Consider the following 22,287-nt stretch of genomic DNA (forward strand, 5'->3'; position numbering starts at 1 on the left):
CGATGACGAAGACCTATAGTAGCGACGTATCCGCTGCCATTCATGAACTGGCCACGGACCTGCATGATGTCGGCATGATCGACAAGCGGACCATGCGCCATTTTGACGACTCATGTCTCACGAAGGTTCATAACTTTACGGCGGAGGATATTCGCAAACTCCGCGAACGCGAGCAGGTCAGCCAGGCTATTTTTGCACTTCACTTGAACATCTCAAAGGATTCAGTCAGCCAATGGGAGCGCGGAGAGAAGCAACCGGCAGGACCCTCTCTGAAGCTTCTCTCGCTCGTGGAACGTAAGGGGCTTTCTGCCATAGCCTGACGTCTCAATAATCGACGTAATAGTCCTTCTTGAAGGTGTCGTTGACGAAGGCCTTCTTCGACGTCCACGGCAGGGCCGGCGATGTCCAGTACGAATCCGCCGCCGGCAGGCCGAGCGCAATGAAGCTTTCGGACACGATATACATGCTGCCGTTGTTGGAATACCAGTCGCCGAGCGTCGGCTGGTGGCCGGCAAAGCCAATGGTCAGATAGCCGTCGGCGTCGAAATTGCTCGGGTTGTCGAATATGCGTTTCTGAACGGCGGTCAGGGCTGCCCGGACCTGGCCCTCGGCCAGGGCTTCCGGCAGGGCCTTGCGCCAGGCCAGAAGGCCCAGGGGCTGGAAGGCAGCAGTACGATAGGTCATCGATCGGCCGATCGGCGGGTAGGTGCCTTCGGGCGAGATCAACCGTTCTAGATGTTCGCTGTAACGCTGGGTGCGCTTGATCGCGGATGCCAGTTGTTCGTCCGGTTTCAGGTTGTTGAACTTGGCGCCCTTAGCCTTCAGGACCTCGAGGATCTCGACCAGCATCGGGAAAATGACATAGCTGTTGTAATAGTCGAAATGGAAATGGACTCCGTCGGCAACCCAGCCGTCGCCGATGTACCATTCGTTGATCTTCTTGACCGCTATGTCGATGCGCAGCGGATCCCAGTCTTCGCCGGCCCACAGCAGGAAGGCTTCGTTCATGGCGGCAAACAGCAGCCAGTTGGTATAGGGCGGCGAGACGCGGCGCAAACCCTTGATCTCGGTGATGATGCGCTGTTGTGTCGTTGTATCCAGCGCCGTCCACAGGCCGGGCGCACGCATGAAGGCATTGGTATAATAGGCGGAATCGACCAGGGCCTGGCCTTCCTTGCGCCATTGCAGATAGTCGGGACTGGCCGGATCGACGGAATGGACATAGGCTGCAAGCGCCTGGTCGCGGAAAGTCTTGCGTTGACGGCCTTCGGCGGTGTCGTCGTCCGGCAGGGCCAGCCACGGCGCCATACCCGAAATCAACCGGCCGAAACATTCGAGATAGGCGACGCCACTGTCGCGGCCGTCCCAGGTCGGCGACAGTTCCAGCTTGAAATTCTTGTGCAAATTACCGTTCGCCATATTGCCGAGCACTGGCGCGGCAATCTTGGTCAGAAGTCCGGTCATGTAGGTACGGTCGTCGACAGGCGGTGCTGTCTTGGGTTTGGCATCCGCGCTTGGCGCTGCTGCCGCGCTGGCCAAACCGGCTGTCGCTATCGCCGTCAGGAAATTACGTCGCTGCATGGTGGTTTCCTCTCTCTTAGTGCTCAAGCGCCGCCGGATGGCCGGCCCCGATGGCCCGCGCAAACGTGCGCGGCGGCCAGAGAGCGTTTTTTGGCGCCCTTGCCAAGTTTCGACAAGTCATCGCAACTTGGAATACGATAAAACGGCCCCAACGAAAAAAGGGAATGCGCCCATGATAGGCGCATTCCCAGGTCTCCGGGGTCAGAAAAATCAGAACTTGCCGCGGATACCGAGCTTGATGGTCCGGCCGTCGTACTTGGCATAGTCCATACGCGTCTTGCGGCCTTCGCCGTAACGGCCGGAAACATCGTCGAAATAGTCGTAGTTCAGCGCATTGCCCAGGTTCAGCGCATCGATACGGATTTCGATATTCGGATTGATCTTGTAGCTGACATTGCCGTCAAGATAGCCGACGCCCGAATGCCAGCGCTGCAGGTCCGAGCCGTTGTTCGACGTCTCGATGATATTCTTGTCCTTGTAATTGTAGGACAGGCGGATACCCAGGGGGCCTTTTTCGTAATAACCGGTCAGGCTGTACGAATATTTCGGCACCGTATTGACCTTCAGCACCGTGCCGTCGGTCTTGGTGTAGTTGAAACCGGTCGAGTCGACGTGCGTGTAGCTGGCCAGGGCACCCAGACCGTCCCAAGGGGCGGGCAGGAAATTAAACGCCTGCTGATAGGCCAGTTCGTAGCCATCGTAATCGACCTTGCCGGCATTGTAGAAGGTCGAGACCTGGATCTGCAGGTTCGGGTCGACATGGCCGTTGGCGTCCTGGAAGATCGGGCCCAATGCCGTGTCGGGCAGGCCCAGGGTGCTGAATGCCGCGGCCGTCGTCGTCGACAAGGTGGTATCGACCAGATTCTTCTTGAAGAAGCCGATGCTGACCAGAGAGCCCTTGGCAAAATACCATTCCAGACCGGTATCCACGTTGGTCGAGATCTGCGGCTTCAGGTCGGGATTACCCGAGGTTGCGGACAGGACGAAGATGTTGGGGATGACCGTATTGGCGGCGATGATCGACAGCGAAGCGCGGGTGACCGTCTTGCCCCAGGAGGCGCGCCAGATCAGCTTGTCGCTGAGGTCGTAAGCGGCGCTGATCGACGGCAGGAGATTGTCATAGCCGCCGTCTTCCGTATTGGGCTGGAAGGTATTGCCGGCGCCGGTCTTCTTGTAGTTGTCGATCGTCGTCTTGGTGTCGGAATAGCGCACGCCGGCATTGATACGCAGATCGCGATCGAAGACCTGACCCTCGAAATCCGATTGGATAAAGACCGTGCTGACATCTTCCTCGGCCGCGAAGCTGGTCGACAGGTCGACCGGAGACGCCAGGGCGGAACCGACCGGATCGAGCGTATTCTGCATGAAATCGCGCGAGAAGGTCGCCCATATGCCGGGATAGTTGTCGCCGATATTGAGGTTGTCGAGCGGCACGGACCGGTCCATGTGACTGCGCATGCCATCGAGGCCCAGGGTGGCGATTTTTGCGGTCCCGAGCGCGGTCCCGTTGCGTTTGACCTTTTCCTTGGTCGTGGCGACATAGGACAGCCCGGCCTTCAGGTGGCCCGTCCAGTTGGCCGGCAGATTGTAGTCCCAGTCGGCGACGACCTTGGCGACCTTTTCCTTGTCGGTTTCCCGGTTCCAGTCGAAACCGGCCTGGAAATCGCGATAGTTGAGCGGATCGGTGAAATCGACGCCGGGCGCGCTCAGGCCCGGATAGACGTGGTCATTGCCGTAACTGATCGTCGTGGTGATACCGTAGATGTTGGAGACGATACGGTTGGCCGTGTACCAGGCCACGCTTTCGCTGGTGCTGAGCTGGCCGCTGATGCTCAAAGTGTCCGAAATGTCGTACTTGCCGGCAAGGTTGGCATATTTGAACTCGGTATCGTCGTTGTAATAATAGCTTTCACCGAGATAATCCGTATTGCCGAGCGTGCCTTCCAGCAGGTTGCCATCCGGATTGATCGTGACGGCGATCGGCACCAGGCCGTTGTGCGTCGGATAGCCGTTCGGCGCCGTCGTGCCGGCAGTGGTCTTCGAATTGCGGATCGGCAGGCCGAAGGTGAATTCGTCACGGTTATCGGTCAGGTGGGAATACAAAAGGTTCAGGCTGAGGTCGATATTGTCGTGCTTGTATTGAATCGACGATACCAGGCCGTTGCGGTCACGGGTATTTTCAGCGCCGTAGTAGCGATAGAAGCGCGGCAGGTAGGCCTGGTCGATCTGGGCCTTGGCCGGATTGTTAGCGGCGACATAACGCGGATCGTTATAGTCGAGCGTCACGGCGAACGGACCCTTGCTGGGGCTCTGGCTACCCAGGGCATTGTTGTTGTAGCCACCGGTTGCTTCGAAGCCCGACTTCATATTGACGCTGGTCGAATGGGCGGCGCCGATCAGGAAGCCCCAGTCGCCCCAGGTGTTGGAATAGAGCAGGAAGGCATTGGGATCGACGTGTTTCGAGGAACTGTTGTAGGACGCCGACGCCGAATAGCGGATCACCTGGCTCGGATTGTCGAAGGGACGTGGGGTTTGCAGGTCGACCACGCCGCCGATGCCGCCTTCGTCCAGTTCGGCCAGCGGGGTCTTGTAGAAGTCGACACGCCCGAACAGTTCCGAAGCAAAGACATCGTAGTTGAAATCACGCGATGATTGGCCGACATTGCTCGACGAGGTCACGTGGGTCGGTGCGCCGTTCAGGGTCGTCACCGAAAAATCGGAACCGAGGCCACGGATCGAGATGCGCTGGCCTTCGTTGGAGGCGCCGTCGCGGCTGAGATAGACGCCGGGTATGCGTTGCAGGGCTTCGGCGACATTGGCTTCCGGGAACTTGCCGATGTCTTCCGCCACGATCGAGTCGCGCACCGCGATGGCTTGCTTCTTGAGATTCAGCGATTTTTGCAGCGACGACCGGAAGCCGGTGACGACGACCGTGGTCGTATCGTCCGCCGGCGCGGCGGCCGGGGCCGCGTCCTGGGCAGACGCCGCCAGGGGCATCACCAGCCCGATGGTCAGCATGCTGGTGGCCAAAAGATAGGTCTTCATGTGTTTACCTCCCCAGGTAACGTCGTGGGCCGCGCTTTCGCGGCGTTTTTGTGAGGGAGCCGGATGGGTTCCGGATCGGTTCGACAAGGCAGGAGTAACATTTATAGAAGTATCTGTACACATATCGGTACGATTTTGTAGGATCATAGCGCTTCCAGCCGCGCTCTGTGCCAGATTGGCAACGTTTCGGGTGGCAAATGTTCCGATAATCGGTACGGGATGCGCGTTAACATCAAAGCTGTACCGATAATAGGAACGCTGGCGAATCGGCGCGACGGCCGGATATGGAGTGAGGCGCGGAAACCTGGTGGATCGCCGCTCCCTCGCTGCGATAAATTTGCCATAAATCGTACTACATATTAGATGGCTATCTCATATATGTGGACGAAGCTGCGTCTTTATCATAGTTTTGTGACGTCGGCCGGGGATGGGTGGACGGTGCCAGCCGTCGACCCACCGGCACTACCCTGACCCAGGACTCGGGACGGGCAAAGAAGCCGGGGCCTCCGCCAGGAGGCAACCGGTGCCGGGGAACCCAGGAGGATACGCAATGCATGGGAAAAGTCTTTTTTTCGGAGGAAAACGTCTGATCGTTCGTCTTCTTCGCAGGACTGCGCACTGATGCCGGGCGCGGATCCCGACATCGTCGCCTGGGTCAGCGCCCAGGTGGTGCCGTTCGAGGCGGAGCTGCGCCATTGGCTGCGCGGTGTCGTCAGGGAGGCGACCGAGGTGGATGACGTGATTCAGGACATCTATTACCGTCTGCTGAAACTGTCGTCCGTCGACCATATTGGAGAGCCGCGCGCCTATCTTTACCAGATGGCGCGCAATATCATTATTGACCGGATGCGAAGACAAAGCGTGGTGAAAATGGATGCCCTGCACAGCCTGGACGAACCGGCCTGCCGCGACCACAGTCCGTCGCCCGAACGGGTGGCCCTGGCGCGGGCCGAACTGAAATGGGTGCTGGGTCTGATCGCCAACCTGCCGGAACGCTGTCGCGATGTGTTCAGGCTGCGCAAGATCTACGGTTTGTCGCAGGCCGAAACGGCGCGCAACCTGGCGATCAGTGAGAACATCGTCGAAAAGGAAACCGTGCGCGGCCTGGCGCTGATTTCCGACATGGTCGCGCGCGTCGGCGTATCGGGCTATGATGGCGTTCGGCGATCAAAGCCGCGGGTACAGGTAGCCAATGTCAAAAATTGACGACGAAGCGCTGAGCTGGGTTGCGAAACAGTCGGCAGCCCCCCTGTGCGATGTCGATCGTCGGGCGTTCGACGCCTGGTATGCCGCCAGCCCGCGTCATCAGGGCGCCTATCTGCGCGCGCAGGCCATCTGGCACAGTCTGGACAAGGCGGCCATTCAACCGAACCTGCGACCGGCCGGGATGTCGTCCCCGCGCAGTCGTCCCGCCAGCCGGCGCGCCTTTCTGGCCGGCGGCGTGGTGGCGGCGGGGATAGCCGCGGCGGCCGTCGCGGTATCCGGATTGATCACCTCACGCAAGACCATCCTCAAGACCGTTACCGGCGAATTCCGCAAGGTGCCGCTGGCCGACCATTCGATCGCCAATCTGAACAGCGGCAGTCATGTCGAGGTCGACGTCACGCCCCACACCCGGCGTGTCGTCCTCGTGGCGGGCGAAGCCTGGTTCGAAGTGGCCAAGGACCCCGACAAGCCGTTCGTCGTCGAAGCCGGAGACGTGCGCGTGCAGGCCATCGGCACGGCCTTCAGCGTCCGCCGCCGCGACAACGGCGCCGATGTCATGGTCACCGAGGGCGTCGTCGAGGCGTGGAGCGACGGTGGCACGGCCGGGCGCCAAAGGATCGCGGCCGGCGGCGAGGCCTTCATAGCCCGCGCCGCTCAAGCGATAGAGGTCAGCCATACGCCCGATGAGATCGAGCGCAAGCTGGCCTGGCGCGATGGCAATATCGTCCTGAACAACGAGACCCTGGCCGAGGCGACGGAAGACTTCAACCGCTATAACGCCCGGAAAATCATTATCGCCGACCCGGCTCTGCGCCACATGCGCTTCGTCGGCCAGTACCGCATCGACCAGCCGGAAAGCTTTGCCGACGCGGTGCACAGCCTGCTGGACGTACCGGTTGTCACCACCAGCGACGGCATCTTTATCGGCGCATCCGGTCAGGGTTCGCCAGCCTCGACCAGCTAATAATACTATAATTTTAAAAATTGCTGGCGGAAAATTTTCGCACATCCGTTTTCCTTAACGGAGACGCCACGGCCCTCCGCACACAACAAAAAATAATGCGAAAGAGGAAACGTCCATGAGTGCCAGTATCTTCAACGCGATGAGTCTGTCCCTGCTGGCGACTGCCAGCGTCGCCGCCATTTGCGCCGGCCCGGCCCATGCCGGAACCGCCCGAACTTTCAATATCCCCACCCAGGCCGCGGCCACCGCCATTCCGCTGTTCGCCAAGCAATCGGGCCTTCAGGTCCTGGCCAACAGCGCCGATCTCGACGGCGTTACGACCAATGCCGTCAATGGCAGCTTCACCTCCGACGAGGCGTTGCACCGCCTGTTGAGCGGCAGCAAGCTGTCACCCCGCATCAGCCCCAATGGCGCGGTGCTGATCGTCGACACGACGACGGCAACCGCTGCGGGCGCCTCTGCGTCGGCGGCCGATACGGCGGAGTCGACCGTGGTGGTGGTGACCGGCTTCAAGAAAAGCTATGCCGACGCGGTCAGGCTCAAACGTCTGAGCTCAGGCATCACCGACTCGATCTCGTCGGACGGTCTGGGCCGCTTTCCCGACCTGAATGTCGGCGAAGCCGTGCAGCGCATTCCCGGCGTCCAGATCAATCGCGAGGCCGGGTCGCGCGACGCCACCATCAATCTGCGCGGCTTGCCCGGAACCTATGCCCGCACGACCCTGAACGGCCTGGCCTTCGCCGAGCCGATCCTCGACGGTTCGACGCCGCTGGGCGCCTTCAACTCCGACATCTTTTCCGCCATTACCATCGTCAAGTCGCCGTCGGCGGCCGACCAGCCGGGCGGGCTGAGCGGCAATATCGATCTGCAGATCCAGCCGGCCCTGGGCCGCAAGGACGGTGGATTTTTCAAGGCTGCTTACGAGCATAACGATCTCGGCAGCCTGGACAGCCCGGCCCTGACCCTGGGCTACAACAAGCACATCAGCCCCGATCTGGCCGTGTATGGCATCGTCGCCTACAAGAAGGAAAAGTTCCGCCGCGACTCGGTGAACTTCCCGCAATATACGACGCTCAACCCGGCGACCACGCCCAACTTCGCCGCCCGATTTCAGGACTACTATGCCGCCAGCTGTGTCGGCGTACCGGCGCCCTGCACCACGGCGCCGACCGGTACAGGCCTGCTGTCCAAGGCCGGCCTGTTCTTTCCGTCCGATATCCGCCAGGTCGTGAAATATAATGAAGGCGATCTGCTGACGGCCGCCGGCGGTGTCGAATACCGGGTCAGCGATCGCTTCAAGGTCGGGCTCAACGGCTTCTCGACGCGGCGCAATCTCGAGAAAAACTACACCGACATCATCGATATCGACATGCGCAACGGCCTGACCGTCATCGATCCGACCTCGGCACCGTTCAAGCTGAATGACGGCAACTACTATATCAACACCTACAAGTTCTCGAACACCAACGTCTATGACTCGTTCCGTTCCGAACCCCTGGTCGAGCAGACCTGGGGGCTTAATGCCAACAGCGAGTGGCGCAATGACGGCTGGCGTCTGAGCGCGGTCGCCACGGCGTCGAGCGCCCAGAACCAGGGCCACCAGACCCAGATCGACGCCCGCGTCCTGGCCAAGTCCGGCGCCGGCAATGGCAACAGCGGCAACTTCTACTCCGGCGCCGGCAATATCGAGAACTTTGTCCTCAACCTGCCGACGCCCAGCCCGGCGGTCAGTATTCCGGCCGGCATCTACACCACGCCGGCTGCCTCGGGCCCGGCCCTGGTCGCGACCAATGGCGATCAGTTCATCGTCGCCGGCAGCCAGGGAACCGCGAAGAACGACCTGACCGCCGTCCAGGGCGATGCCGAACGATTCTTCGCCGAGGGTCCGTTCAGCAGCGTCCAGTTCGGCGCGCGGCTGGAAAAGGACAAGTTCGTCTCGACCGGCTATCGCACCAGCGCCGTCGGCGTGCAGTATCAGAATATCAACAACAGCTTCGTCCGCCAGAGCGACTATGCCGACGACTTCTTCGGCGGCGACGCCGGCAGCTACCTGCGCAACTGGCAGACCGTCGACTACGACTATGCGGTGGCGCATCTGCAGCCGGTTACAGTCGCTCCGGGCCAGACCCTGACCGATACCGGTTGGGTCAATGATCCGACCAATGGCTCGTATTTCTCCAACAATTTCACCAACCAGAACGACATCGCCTCGGCCTATGTCATGGGCAAGATCAGGACAGGCCTGTTCGGTGTCCCCATTCGCGGCAATGTCGGCCTGCGCTACGAACAGACCGACAATACCATCACCTCGCTCGACAAGAATGCCGCCGGCCAGTTCGTCAAAACTGAACATAAACGCAGCTACGACAATCTGCTGCCGTCCTTCATGATGGCCGCCGACCTGTCGGACAGCGTCGTCCTGCGCGCCGCCGCCTATAAGACCTTTGTGCGGCCGCAACCACGCCAGACCTCACCCGCCACCGTGGTGTCGGGATCGACCGCCACGGGTTATACGGTGACCCTGGGCAATCTCAGCCTCGATCCCTATACAGCCGAATCCTACGACGTCTCGCTGGAATGGTACAACCGGCCCAACGGCCTGTTTGCCATCGACATCTTCCAGAAGGACGTCACCGGCATCATTACGGCGGTGACCGACAAGAGCACCATCTGCCCGTCGGACGCCACCGCCTGGGGCCTGGGCCACCTGACCTGGAACGGTACGGCCTGCTACAGCGATCTGACCAATAGCAGCGGCAATCCGGTCAGCGTCGCGGTCTCCGGCAATTTCAACAACCCCAATCCGCTGCGCGTCACCGGTGTCGAGGTCAATATCCAGCAGAATCTCGACTTCCTGCCGGGGTTCTGGAAGAATTTCGGCGGCGCCTTCAACTATTCCTACACCCGTATCTCCGGAAAGAACCCGAACGGTACGCGGGCGACCCTGCCGGGTGTATCGAAGAACAACTTCAACTACATTGCCTATTACGAGACAGCGAAATACGGTATCCGGGTCGTCTATAACTACCGCGATGCCTATGACCTGGCGGCGGGCACCACCTTTGTCGGCGCAGCGCGGTCGGTCAAGGCACGGGGACAGCTTGATGCCTCCATGTCCTATACCGTGAACGACCGGATCTCGGTCGGCTTCGACGCCTACAACCTGACCAATTCGCGCCGGACCGAGTATCAGAACCAGGAATTGATGCCGCGGGCCAATGACTATGACGGCAGTACCTATACCTTCAGCGTTCGCGCCAGCTTCTAAGCTAAATTGCGCGCGAGACAAAGCGCTTATCCCCACGAATCCCGTGCCTGGGCGGAGCCGGTTTATTCCGGTTCCGCCCCTTTTTGCGAGAGTTTACCCATGAGACGTCCGTCTGCCCTGTTCGCGCCGCTCGCCCTGATCATGGCCCTGGCCACGGCTCCACTTGCCGCCTTCGCCGATCCCGCCGCCACGGTCGTTTCCGTCGACGCCATCGATCGCGTCTGGTCGGGTCATAGCGTCAAGTCCGCCCTTCTGGTGACGAAGCGCCAGATCGTCATTGGCTATTACGACGCCAACCGGCAGCTGACCCTGGCGGCGCGACCGCTGGCGGGTGGCGCGTGGAACTATCAAAAGCTCGACACCTGGAACGACTGGGACAGCCACAACTATATTGCGCTGGGCGAGGACAGCGCCGGCCGTATCCACATTGCGGCCAATATGCACGCCGATCCGCTGACCAGTTTCCGTACGGACGCTACGGGCGACGTCCGCACGGCCAGGCGCGTCGAGGTCCTGGTCGATATGGCCAGCGAAAGCCGTATGACCTATCCTATCTTCCTCCACGACCAGACGGGACATCTGATTCTCAAATACCGCGACGGTTCCAGCGGCAATGGCAACGAGATCTACGACATCTTCGATGACAAGGCTGTCGCCTGGTCGCACCTGACGACCTCCCCCCTGGTCGATGGCGAAGGCCTGCGCAACGCCTATTTCGTCGGACCGGTTCTGGGGCCCGACAAGCGGTTCCATATCGCCTGGGTGTGGCGCGAAACGCCGATGGCCGAGACCAATCACGATCTGAGCTATGCCAGCAGCCCCGATCTGATCCACTGGTTCGCCTCGGACGGCCGCCCCCTGCCTTTGCCGATCCGCCTGTCAGGCGCAGAAATTGTCGATCCTGTCCCGGTCAAGGGCGGCATGATCAATAACAATACCGTCGTTGGTTTCGACGACAAGGGCCGGGTGATGATCACCTACCACAAGTACGACAAGGCCGGTAACACCCAGATCTGGGTCGCACGTCACGAGGGCATGGGCTGGAAACTGGCCCAGGTCAGCCAATGGAAGGCCTATCGCTGGGACTTTAACGGCGGCGGTTCGCTCAATTCCGAGATCTTTGTCTCGGGCGTTCAATCGATCGGCAATGGCCTGCTGAAGGTGCCCGTGGTGCGCCTGGGCAAGTCGATCGACTTCATCATCCGCGCCGGCGACCTGTCGCTGGTCGAGGAACGCCCGGTTTCCTCCCTGACCGACCAGCTGGCCAGCGTGGCCAAGGTGCCGGACGGCATGCAGTTGAATGTGGTCGAGGCGGCGGGGCCCGACGGCGCCACCTATGCCCTGGCCTGGCCGGCCCGGCCGCCCCACCGCGATCTGCCTTCGCCGGACATTCCCGATCCAACGACGCTTGTGTTCGTTACGCTCAAAAAGTAGCGGTACATGCTGGCGCTTACGGGTTGGTATTACACCCCGCGATAGCCCAGTTCGCGGCTGATGGCGGCGGTGGTTTCGCGGACATATTTGCGCACAGCCTGGATGCGCTGATCGTCCATATATTGTGCCGCGCTGGACACGCTGACGGCGGCGACGATGCGGCCGTTCATGTCGCGGATTGGCGCTGCCACGCAGCGGATATGGTCCTCGTTTTCGTCGAGATCCAGCGCATAGCCGCCCTCGCGATAGGCTTTCATGATGTCGAGCCACGATTTGACGTCGTACTTGTAGCGCGGATAGACGGCAGCCTCACGCTGATAGACCTCGCGCAGAGTCTCTTCACTCTCGTCGAGCAGCAAGGCCTTGCCCAGGCCGGTATGGCGCAGGGGCTGGCGCTCACCGACGACGCAGCGCACCTCAATGCGGCGGGTGCCGGGAATCTTGTCGATATAATGGACCTGGTGACGATCCAGCACTCCGAGATTGACGGTATCGCCGGTGTCGGCGGACAATTGCATCAGGTGGCCGTGGCTTACCCTGGTCAGGGTGATCTGTTGCGAGGCGGCGTAACCCAGTTCCAGCAGCTTGGTGCCCAGGCTGTAACCGTCGCGCGGCGAGAAGCTGAGGAAGTTGGCCTCGACCAGCGTGGTGGCCAGGCGGTGGACTGTGGTCTTGTTGATGCCCAGAGACTTGGCCATCTGTCCCAGGGTGGTGTCGCCCTTGGCGACGCGCGACAGGACATCCAGGCCCTTCATCAGGGTCAGGGCGCCGGCCATGCCTCTGGCGCCCTTCTCCTCAATGTCGGCGGAGGAATCTTCGATATCAGCGATGGTCTCGGTCATGATGCTACGCAGTCCTGTTGGCGCAAATTCAATACGCCCGTTCCGATTATCGATATAGGGTATTTCGCGGTATTCTGACAAGAGGGCGATAGAGGCACAAAAAACGTAACTCCCGAGCCGGTTAGAAGCTCATCAAATAATCTGTAGATCGTCATTAAAACCCCTCTACCCGCTTGAGGGGAGAGGCGTGGCGCCCCGTGGCGTGGCGCGAAGCGCCGGGTGAGGGGTCAGTTCCACCATCGGTGCAGCATCTTCGTCAGAAGAACCCCTCATCCGGGCCTCCGGCCCACCTTCTCCCCTCAGGTGGGGAGAAGGGAATAATCCGCAATTTCAGTGCTTTCCGGGCAGGAAGGTTACCACCCAGCGGAAAATTCAATACCTGGCTCGGCCTAGGAAGTTACCAAAAAAGCGCCGCGACCTTGATGTCGCGGCGCCTGTTGTTGTCGGTCCGGTCATGAGACCGCGTATGTTAATTCCCGTTGACGTCCAGGGTTTGGGCATCGAGGTGGACTGTGACTTCCGACACCGGCGTCGTGGCCGAAGTGGCCAGGATGACCTTGTAATCGCCGGCGGCGATGGTCCAGGTCTTGGAGGCCGAGTTGTAGGTGGCCAGCAGGCGCGGATCCACGGTGACCGTCGACTTGCCAGACTTGCCGGGTTTCAGCGCAACCTTGGCGAAGGCGCCCAGACGCTTGGGTGCTTCCCAGCCGGCGGCAGCAACCGGCGAGACATAGACCTGCGCGACGTCGGCGCCGGCGATCTTGCCAGTATTCTTGACCGTAAAGCTGGCCGAGATTCCCTTGCCTGAAGCCTTGGCCGTCAGGCCCGACAGGCTGAAGGTGGTGTAGCTGAGGCCGTGACCGAACGGGAAGAGCGGCGTCAGGCCCTTTTGGTCGAACCACTTGTAGCCGACGGTGGCGCCTTCGATATCATAGTCGGTATGCGGATGGGCGTTGTCGTCGAGCTTGGGATCGCCGTCCAGCACCGGGCGCGGCGTCTGGGCCAGCGAGGCCGGGAAGGTGGCCGGCAGGTGACCCGACGGATTGACCTCGCCGGTCAGGACGCGGGCGATGGCTTCGCCGCCTGAGGTTCCGGGGTACCAGGCTTCGAGCACGGCGCCGACATCGTTCAGCCACGGCATGACCACGGGACCGCCGGTTTCGAGGACGACGACGGTTTTCGGATTGGCCTTGGCGACCGCCGAGATGACCGCATCCTGGCCCAGCGGCAGGTTGAGGTCGGGCGCGTCGATGCTTTCGCCGGTCCATTGTTCACCGAAGACGATGACCAGGTCGGCCTTGGCAGCGGCCGCTGCGGTAGCGGCGACGTCCTTGCCGTCGAGATAGGTGACTGTGGCCTTTGTGCGGGCCTGCAGCGCCTTCATCGGCGAGGACGGATAGAAGACCTTGGGGCCGGGGAAGCCGCCCGGGAATTCGTCCGGCGCGGCCAGTCCGCCGACGGGATAGACCTGGGACGAGCCACCGCCCGACAGGACGCCGACATCAGCATGGGCGCCGACGATCAGGATCGATTTGGCCGCCTTGGCGACAGGCAGGATGCCGTTGTTCTTGAGCAGGACGATTGATTCTTCGGCGTCGGTCTGGGTGACCTTGCCGTTGGCGACGCGATCGATCTTGGCCGACTGGTCGCCGTTTAGCGGATGCTCGAACAGGCCGTTGTCGAACATGGACCACAGAATCCGGCGCGCCATGTCGTCGAGGCGGGCCTCGGAGACATAGCCGTTGTTGATGGCTTCTTGCAGGGCGCCGGCGAAATAGGCCGATTTGTCGAAGGCCCAGCCCGATTCCTGGTCGAGGCCATTATTGGCGGCAGCGACGGTAGAGTGGGTGGCGCCCCAGTCGGACATGACATAGCCCTTGAAGCCCCAGTCGGTCTTCAGGACGTCATTGAGCAGCCAGGCGTTTTCACAGGAATAATAGCCGTTGACGCGGTTATAGGCGCACATGACCGAGCCGGGCTTGCCGATTTCGTTGGCGAACTGGAAGGCCAGCAGGTCGGACTGGCGCGCTGCCTGGTCGGCGATCTTGACGTCGATGGTGAAGCGGTTGGTTTCCTGGGCGTTCAGGGCGTAGTGCTTCATGGTCGAAATGATGTGGTTCGACTGGATGCCCTTGATTTCGTTGCCGGTGATGACGCCGGCCAGCCAGGGATCTTCGCCGCTGTATTCGAAGTTGCGGCCGTTGCGGGCTTCGCGCAGCAGATCCATGCCGCCGGCGAGCTGGACGTTAAAGCCCGACAGGCGGGCTTCGGAGCCGATCATGGCGCCGCCGGCATAGGCGACGGACGGGTTCCAGGTAGCGGCGGTGGCGATGCCGGACGGCAGGGCGGTGCGTTCACGCGGGGTCGGCGAACGCTGGGTGGCGACGCCAACGCCTGCGTCGGTCTGCGATTGTGCCGGGATACCGAGGCGCGGAATGCCGGGGACGTAGCCGGCGGAATCGGGCATGCCGTCCTTGTTGAAGGTGAACAGCTTGGTGCCACCCGTCATCCAGTTGGCGTTGGTCGAAAAGTAGCCGAAGACGAGCTGCAGCTTTTCGGCTTGCGTCATCTGCTTGAGCACCAGGTCGGTGCGGGCTGAGGCATCAAGCGAAGCATCCATCCACGGCTGGCTGGCAGCGGCGGGGGCGTCCTGTGCAAGAGCTGCGGGGGCCGCAGTTGCAAAAGCCAGGGTACCGATCAGGGCTGTGCTAAGCACGAGTTGGTGCGCCAGTCGGAGCGCTAGGCGTGCGACGGCAGGGGGCGAGGTCATAGGGTATCTCCCAGGGGTTCAACATCAATGGGCACCTTTTGCGGCACCGTCTATTATTGTCAGGTAAACTGGCACGTCCGTTATAACGAAAATACAGCGCTTCAAAAGCGAAAATTAAGCAAATAAGGGATTACCGGTAACCGGACAGCATCGCGGCCTGGGAGGCCGGGGTAAAGTGGGGGGCCGAAATTCTCGGTAACGGCACCCCCTGAGCCAATTCAGGTTAACTAGGGAGTATGGCTGATCAACGCCTTTACAAAAGCGCACATTGACAGCGCTGTCAAAATAATACTGCAAAAGCTGCAATTGATATCGATTACATGATTACTTTGGGCGCCAAGTAAAATTTAATGAAAAACGGTTTATTTATTCAGTCGTAATATGCCGCAGGCCGAGACAACTCGGGAGATGGGCTACTGGTAGCGTTCTCGGGCGGCGAGGCCCAGTCCGCTGGCGACCGAGGCGAAGCGATCACCATAATGAACGCGGGCCTGCGGGAAGGCGGCGCGCATGGCGACTTCGAAGCCCGGTAGCGCCGTTGAGCCGCCCGTCATGAACAGGGTTTCGACCGCCGTGGCCGCCAGGCCGGCCTTGGCGGTGACGGTCTCCAGCGCCGTGTCGACCACGCGCTGAACATCGGCGGCGATCGCAGCAGTTAGGGTGTCGCGGGTAATGGCGGGCGTCCAGCCCGGGTCGATGTGCGACAGGTCGAGTGTTGCCGTTGCCTGATCGGAGAGGGCGATCTTGGCTGCCTCGATCTTACTGGCGATTTCATGGCCGGCACGGGTTTCCACCGTGGTGAGCAGGCGCTGGGTCAGGTTGCGGTCAGCCGCCAGGTAGTGGAGTTCGCGTACGCCCAGCATCGTCTTTTGCGTATAGAGGAAGTTGATCAGGTGCCAGGTCGAAAGCTGATGGTAATAGAGACCGGGCATTTCCAGGCCGCTTTTCAATTGGCTGCGGTAACCCATGTCGCGCATGACGGTCGCCAGGCTGAGGCGGGTGTCGAAGTCGGTGCCGCCGATATGGCAGCCGCCATTGCCCAGGATACGGTCGCTGCCCCCCGGCGGCGCCAGTTCGATGATCGAGAAGTCCGATGTGCCGCCGCCGATATCGGCCACCAGGACGGTCTGGGCATGGGTGATACCGGACTGGTAATCGCGGGCGGCGGCCAGGGGTTCATATTCGAAGGAGATTTCGCGAAAGCCCTGGGCGTGGGCGATACCGCGCAATTCGGTCTCGGCACGCGCGTCCGCCACATCGTCGCCGTCGACGAAACGGACAGGGCGGCCCAGCACGACCTGGTCGATGGCGTGGCCGGCGACGCGTTCGGCCCGCGCCTTCAGTTCGCCGATATAGAGGCCGATAATGGCGCGGAAATCCTTGCGACGGTTGCCAACCTGGGTGGTTTCACCGATCAGGCTGGAACCCAGGATCGATTTCAGCGCCCGCATCAGGCGGCCGTCATAGTGGTCGAGATATTCGGCTATAGCCTGGCGGCCGAAAGTGACCTTCTCGGTTTCGAAATTGAAGAATATGGCCGACGGCAAGGTGGTAGCGTCGCCCTCGATCGCGGTCAGGCGGACGGCATCGCCCATACCTACACAAACCGCCGAGTTGGAGGTGCCGAAGTCGATTCCGCAATAGGCTCTGGACATGAAAACGCGCCGTGTAAAAGGAGGGCGCGTGTGTAGCCGCGAATGGGCGGGTTGGCGAGCGCGAAGTTTAGATCAGGGACAGGAAGTAAGGTTTGGCCACGGATAGGCACGGATGCTGCTTCGCAGCGACACGGATGTTTGCGTATGGTGGTTACACCGCCGCGGGCAGGAAGAGGTGGATTCCGGTGCCCGACGGGCCGGTCGCGATGTCGAGACGGGCGCCGATCGACTGGGCGCGGGTCTGCATATTGCCCAAGCCATGCCCTCCGCCGCCATCACCGGTGCCGGGCGTCATGCCGCGGCCATCATCGACAATGTCGATGCGCACCGGATGGGCGGAATCGCTCTGCGAGCGGATGCGGATATTGAGCGTACCGCCGCCGGCGTGCTTGAAGACATTGGTCACCGCCTCCTGCATGATGCGGAAGATCTGCAGCAGAATTTGCGGACCGTAAGCCGGACCCGACGCCTCGCTCTCGTCCAGCCAGTTGAGGTGGATGCCAGCTTGGTCCAGCCGGCCTTCGATGCGTTCGCGAAAAATGCTCAGCGCCACCGGCAGGGTTTCGCCGACGCTGTCCATCGAATCGATCATCAGGCGCAGTTCGTCGACCATTCCGGACAGGGCCACCGTCAGTTCGGCCTGAGGCACGGTAGCCTGGCGGGCAACCATCAGCAGCGAGACCAACTGGCCGCCAATGCCGTCATGCATGTCGCGCATGATGCGCTGGCGCTCTTCATGCAGGGCCGCGGTGCGCAGCAGATCGGCCTGGCGTTGATAGGCGGCGGCGATCTCCGCCTCCTTGCGTTGGAGCTGGGCGGTCAGCAGGGCGTTGAATTCCTCGGCCGAGCGGAAGAGTTGGAGATTTTGCGACAGGAAGGTCAGGGCGAGGCCAGCGATCAGGAAAGGCACGATGCGCTCGAAATCACCGCCGACCCGATCCCACAGCCACTCGCTCAGGCGGTCGGTCACCAGGGTGGTCATGCACAGGAGCAACAGGGCCAACTGCATGACGCGAGCCTCGCGATGGCGCACCAGGTGCCAGGCGAAGCGCGTGACCGTAGCCGCACCTGTCGCAAAGCCCATCCAATCGGTCAGGTCGCCGGCAAAGTCGTAGGCTGTGACGGGATTGTGCAGGTAGGCGGCGGCGATGACCACGAGGGTGCCAAAGGTAATGCCCATGACGGCGCGGCGCAGCCAGCGCAGGCCATGACCGGTCCAGACGTCGATAAAACAGAACATGGCAGCCGGGGCCAGGTTGGCGACCGCGAAATAGTAGTTGATGCGCCAGACCGGGCTGAGCAGCGGATCGGCCATGGCATAGTACAGGATCTTCAGCGAGTAGAGGCCGGCCATGGCGGCCAGCCACAGGATCAGGGTGCGGTCGCGCGCCCGAAGCGCCAGGACGACGGCGGCAAAGGCGACCAGCGCCGTCATGGTGCCGCCGATATCGAGATATTCGTTGAGGACGAAGCTGCGTTTGGCCGTGGCACGCATCATCTCGCCATAGGGCCGTTTGTCGATATAGGGTTGGCCGAAGTCGAACCACGGTATGATATTGCGCACCATGATGACGTCGATGCGGTTGACGCCCGCGTGCAGGGCAGCTTCAGGCAGGCGGTACACACGACGGATATTGCCGTGATATGTGGCGTCAGGCGCCATCATGCGGCCTTCGCCCTGGACGAGGTGACCGTTGACCAGGGTGATGAAGTTGTCGGCCATTGGGCCGCTGACCATGCCCAGGCCGTCGGCCGGTACCTGGTCGAGCGTGATATCGAAGCGGATGGCGCGGTAATGAGCGTCGCAGCAGGCTTCCCACGGCAGGGTCGCGGGTTCATAGGTGGCGGCCGCCAGCGCCTGCGGCGTCGGCGCGGTGAGTTCGGCCGACTGGACATTTGTGACGGCCAGGCTGTCGGGCTTGGTGAAGTCGAACAGGGTGGGTTTGAGAACCGCCCAATAGGTCAGTTGCACCAGCAGGATAGCGAGCAGGGCAGGCAGGAAGCGCGCGGTCAGGCCCGGCACGCGATGCCACCAAACGGCGACCTTTTCCGGAAATGGGCTCATGTCGCGGTCCCTCGGTCAGGAAAGGGCATGTCGATCAGGTTGTGCTGCAGGGCTTCGAACACGGCTTCGCCGCGTGAGCGCACCGAAAGCTTGCGGTAGATGTTCTGGATATATTCAGCGACCGTATGCGGCGAGATGGCCATGTGGCGCGCCGCCTCCTTCTGGCTGAGCCCCTTGGCTATATGTTCGAGCAGTTCCTTTTCGCGTGGGCGCAGGGGCGAATGCTGGCTTTCCGGCGGGGTTTCGCCCGGCCTGTCCTGAGGGGCCGGATCGTCGTCCTCAACCAGCTTGAGGAGGTGACGGGCGGCGCGGGCGCTGATCGGAGTAACGCCGGCCAGGGTTGAACGGACATAGTTGATCAGGTGGTCGGGCGCCATGTCCTTCAGGACATATCCGTCGGCCCCGGCCTTAAGTGTCTTCAGCACGGTGGTGCGGTCTTCGAAGACGGTGATGACCAGGATCTTGCAGGTTGCCGAGGCGGCGCGCAGGGCAGCGATGACTTCGAGACCGCTGCCGTCCGGCAGGCCCAGATCAAGCAGGACGAGGTCGGGGCATTGTGCGGCAAAGGTAACAGCCTGGGCAACGCGGCCAACGGCGCCGATGACCTCGATATCGGCCACGGCCTGAAGACTTTCGGCGAGGTGATGGCGAAAGACAAGGTTGTCCTCGACGATCAGCACGCGATAGGTACGGGCGGCGGACGGTTCTTCGTCGCCGGCGGGCTCTACTGGGGTCACTCTTGCGGCATCCTGCGCATGGTCCTGTAAGGTCCGCCTCTTGGCGCGGGCGGACTCTTGCTCAAGGTAACAGAGATATGCGAACGGACAACCCCCCGGTTTCGGGGGATAGGCGTGGCAAAAAAGACAGGCGGCGCGCAGGGTGTCGCGCCGCCTGCAAGGCAGATCAGGATCACAAGATGTAGTCGGAGGCGTCGATATTGTAGTAGGGCAGGCCGGGCAGGGTTACGGTAAAGACCTCGCCCTGGCTGCCATGGAAAACCAGTTGCGCGTCGGTGCTGCCTGGCACATTGGCCAGGCCGCCGTACCAGTAGCCGGTCGAGGCGAAATGGATGTCCATCTTGTCGAGGCCGTTTTCGAAGTGGCTGATCACCTGATTGCCGAGTTGCGGATCGATCAAAAAGATATCGGCCACGCCGTTGCCGCCATTGGTGAAGGCCGGATTCGGTGGCGGTGCGATCAACGAAGCCGAGCCGTTGATCATGTCGCCTGACGTCAGGTGATGGCCATCGGTCACGCCCTGAAGTGTAATGGTGACCGTCTGGCTGTTGCGCGTCAGGGTCAGGATGGTGTGGGGGCCGCTTTGCACGGCGTTGCCGGTCCAGCCGCCGCCGGAATTGAAGCCGAAGTCGGTCAGGTCGAGCTTGTCGATGCCCAGTTTGAAATCGCTGATGGTGATGGCGCCGGCAGTCGCGCGGATGTCGAAAATGTCCGAGGCGTTGTCGCCATAGCCGCTGAAGCTGTAATTGCCGCAGAGCGTGTCATTGCCGCCGTCGGCGATCAGCCGGTCGGCCCCCGCGCCGCCCCACAGGCCGTCATGGCCTGTGCCACCCGTCAGGAGGTCGTCGCCGGCGCCGCCATCCAGCACATTGTTGCCGTTGTTGCCCGTCAGGCTGTCGCTGCCGGCGCTGCCGACCAGGTCTTCGATGGCGATGAGCGTACCGTAGTGGGCCGTGTTCAGGCTGTATGTGCCGGTCACCAGGCTGGCCGAGACCGCACCGGTCTGGGAAAAATTGGCCGAGTCCTGGCCGGTGCCGCCGTCGAGGCGATCGATACCCATGGAGGCGAACAGGCTGTCATTGCCGCCTTCACCGCGCAGGCTGTTATCGGCGGCATTGCCCTTGATGATGTCGCTGAAGGCGCTGCCGATGACGTTTTCGAGGTTCATCAGGCTGTCCGTACCCATCAGTCCCGACAGGTTGCCGTCACGCGAAAAGCCGGCGGTCGTGCCTTGGTTCAGCTCGATCCACATGCCATTGACGGCGGCGGCGTAGGTGACGGTGTCGACGCCCGTGCCGCCGTCAACCACGTCGTTCCCGGCTCCGCCATCGAGGATATCGCTGCCGGCGCCGCCCAGCAGCGTATCGTTGCCGAGCCCGCCCAGGAGGCTGTCATTGTCGTTGCCGCCGTCGATATAGTCATTGCCGTCACCCCCGTTCAGCGTGTCGTTGCCGTTGTTGCCGTGCATCGTGTCCTGGCCGGCGCTGCCGTTGTAGCTGTTGGACTGACCGTTGCCGTTATAATATGCCATTGTACCCACCCGTGTAAAAAACCACGCCCGATCATGAGGTTACGGGTCTGAGGCGGCAATCCCCCCGAACGAAGGGGGTGTTATGAAGCACAAGATCGGTCAGGTTTCGGGATGGGAAAGGTGCTAGGTGGGGAACAGGTGCGATCACGCCTGTTTTTTTACGCCCATCGCGGTATGTATCGCGGCCCGCTGAAAGGAAGCGCTACCGTGACAGACAGCCAGACTTCGCGAGTGTGTCATTTAAGGCGGCTACGGTGTCTGCGCGATGACTTAAAATTACAGTAAATTTCAACGCGGAAAGCGCGGAAAAGACGGAGAGACGCGGAAATTCAGGGTGCTACTTCTGCCGCGCGTAGCGCCTTCCTGTTGTGAGCGCCGCAATCGGTGGGCGTTAAAGCTCTGCGGGCAAAACGCTTCTGCCTGTTCTTTATTCTGCGTCGTTCCGTCTTTTCTGCGCTTTCCGCGTTGAAAATAGCTGTAAAATCAGAATCTTATCTGCGATGTAGCCGCCTGAGAACCTGCGCTACGCGCCAGGCTGGCGTCGCTCGAGTTTGATCGCTTTTTCGGGGCAGGCAGAGACGCAAAGACCGCAGGCGCGGCAGGCGTCGGCATTGACCGCAAAGCTCTGTTTCCAGCCGTGCAGCGTGCCCTTGACCTTGGCCAGAAAAGGCAGGCCGGTGCGGTCTTCCGGCGGCAGGATGTCGAGTTCGAAAACGTTATACGGGCACATGACCACGCAGTCGGCCTTGCCATCGCAGCGGGCGCGGTCGATGACGGGCGTAAATACGCCGGGATCTTGTTTGCAATTGGGTTCGCTCATGTCGTTACCTTTGAGCGCAATCCGATAAAGTGGATGCCGCCGCACGGGCGCCCCGTTTTCGGTTAAATTGCGCGGCCAACAAAAAATTAGAGCAAAATGACGATTCTATCTAAAGTCATTTTGCTCTATCGCGCCTTGTTCACGAAAACGATAGGGGGCTTGAGTTTCCGCTGTCTACGGACTATCTGTCACGATGGCGGGTTATGCTGCGGCTCACGTTTCGATCAACCATCCTTCTGACCTTAATCACTTAGAACGGGGACTGTCCCTGACTGAGATCGTGGTCTCTATCACATGGTTCCCACCTGACTAGTCAGGTCTGAGAGGATTTAAACGCATCGGCACGGTTCGTGTGGCGCCCGCCACCCA

At 61.2% G+C, this 22,287-nt stretch carries 14 protein-coding genes; 5 read left to right on the forward strand and 9 right to left on the reverse strand.

Annotated elements, in window-relative coordinates:
• The first annotated feature begins 2 nt into the window (after window positions 1-2).
• The gene (locus tag AC1DXO_RS10120) at window positions 3-320 is read left to right on the forward strand and encodes a helix-turn-helix domain-containing protein (protein ID WP_476978015.1); all 318 of its coding nucleotides are present in this window, start codon (window positions 3-5) and stop codon (window positions 318-320) included.
• Between the two features lie 4 nt (window positions 321-324).
• Here the strand turns inward: AC1DXO_RS10120 and AC1DXO_RS10125 are convergent, their stop codons facing one another.
• Both AC1DXO_RS10125 and AC1DXO_RS10130 read right to left on the reverse strand, forming a co-directional pair.
• Entirely contained in the window at window positions 325-1,581 is a 1,257-nt protein-coding gene (locus AC1DXO_RS10125; protein WP_476978016.1) for a DUF2264 domain-containing protein, read from the reverse strand.
• 210 nt (window positions 1,582-1,791) lie between these two features.
• On the reverse strand, window positions 1,792-4,626 hold the full coding sequence (locus AC1DXO_RS10130; RefSeq protein ID WP_476978017.1) for a TonB-dependent receptor: 2,835 nt from the start codon (window positions 4,624-4,626) through the stop codon (window positions 1,792-1,794).
• A gap of 621 nt (window positions 4,627-5,247) precedes the next feature.
• Between AC1DXO_RS10130 and AC1DXO_RS10135 the strand changes: the two genes are divergently transcribed.
• The 4 genes from AC1DXO_RS10135 to AC1DXO_RS10150 all read left to right on the forward strand — a co-directional run bounded on the left by AC1DXO_RS10135 (window position 5,248) and on the right by AC1DXO_RS10150 (window position 11,498).
• Window positions 5,248-5,832, forward strand: a complete 585-nt coding sequence (locus AC1DXO_RS10135) for an RNA polymerase sigma factor (protein WP_476978018.1) — start codon at window positions 5,248-5,250, stop codon at window positions 5,830-5,832.
• Window positions 5,819-6,796 carry a FecR family protein gene (locus AC1DXO_RS10140; protein WP_476978019.1) on the forward strand — a complete coding sequence of 326 codons (978 nt, stop codon included), beginning with the start codon at window positions 5,819-5,821 and terminating at the stop codon, window positions 6,794-6,796. Before AC1DXO_RS10135 ends, AC1DXO_RS10140 begins: the two co-directional genes overlap by 14 nt.
• Window positions 6,797-6,911: 115 nt before the next feature.
• Window positions 6,912-10,064, forward strand: coding sequence for a TonB-dependent receptor (locus AC1DXO_RS10145; RefSeq protein WP_476978020.1), 3,153 nt, complete (start codon window positions 6,912-6,914; stop codon window positions 10,062-10,064).
• A 99-nt stretch (window positions 10,065-10,163) separates the two neighbouring features.
• Window positions 10,164-11,498 (forward strand): BNR repeat-containing protein, encoded by a 1,335-nt coding sequence (locus AC1DXO_RS10150; RefSeq protein WP_476978021.1) that lies wholly within the window; start codon window positions 10,164-10,166, stop codon window positions 11,496-11,498.
• Window positions 11,499-11,527: 29 nt separating this feature from the next.
• On the opposite strand, the gene AC1DXO_RS10155 is transcribed toward AC1DXO_RS10150, so the two are convergent.
• The 7 genes from AC1DXO_RS10155 to AC1DXO_RS10185 all read right to left on the reverse strand — a co-directional run bounded on the left by AC1DXO_RS10155 (window position 11,528) and on the right by AC1DXO_RS10185 (window position 21,918).
• On the reverse strand, window positions 11,528-12,340 hold the full coding sequence (locus AC1DXO_RS10155; protein ID WP_476978022.1) for an IclR family transcriptional regulator: 813 nt from the start codon (window positions 12,338-12,340) through the stop codon (window positions 11,528-11,530).
• A 469-nt stretch (window positions 12,341-12,809) separates the two neighbouring features.
• Entirely contained in the window at window positions 12,810-15,110 is a 2,301-nt protein-coding gene (locus AC1DXO_RS10160) for a glycoside hydrolase family 3 C-terminal domain-containing protein (protein WP_476978023.1), read from the reverse strand.
• A gap of 413 nt (window positions 15,111-15,523) precedes the next feature.
• Window positions 15,524-16,765: an Hsp70 family protein gene (locus AC1DXO_RS10165; RefSeq protein WP_476978024.1), complete on the reverse strand. Its 1,242-nt coding sequence runs from the start codon at window positions 16,763-16,765 to the stop codon at window positions 15,524-15,526.
• 151 nt (window positions 16,766-16,916) lie between these two features.
• Window positions 16,917-18,830, reverse strand: coding sequence for a sensor histidine kinase (locus tag AC1DXO_RS10170; protein WP_476978025.1), 1,914 nt, complete (start codon window positions 18,828-18,830; stop codon window positions 16,917-16,919).
• The gene (locus AC1DXO_RS10175; RefSeq protein ID WP_476978026.1) at window positions 18,827-19,567 is read right to left on the reverse strand and encodes a response regulator; all 741 of its coding nucleotides are present in this window, start codon (window positions 19,565-19,567) and stop codon (window positions 18,827-18,829) included. The genes AC1DXO_RS10170 and AC1DXO_RS10175 overlap by 4 nt, the downstream gene beginning before the upstream one ends.
• Before the next feature lie 172 nt (window positions 19,568-19,739).
• Window positions 19,740-21,098 carry a calcium-binding protein gene (locus AC1DXO_RS10180; RefSeq protein WP_476978027.1) on the reverse strand — a complete coding sequence of 453 codons (1,359 nt, stop codon included), beginning with the start codon at window positions 21,096-21,098 and terminating at the stop codon, window positions 19,740-19,742.
• Between the two features lie 523 nt (window positions 21,099-21,621).
• A complete protein-coding gene (locus AC1DXO_RS10185; protein WP_476978028.1) occupies window positions 21,622-21,918 on the reverse strand; it encodes a 4Fe-4S dicluster domain-containing protein in 297 nt (98 codons plus the stop codon).
• Window positions 21,919-22,287 lie beyond the last annotated feature (369 nt).

It is taken from the genome of Asticcacaulis sp. P2_C5, from assembly GCF_056404555.1.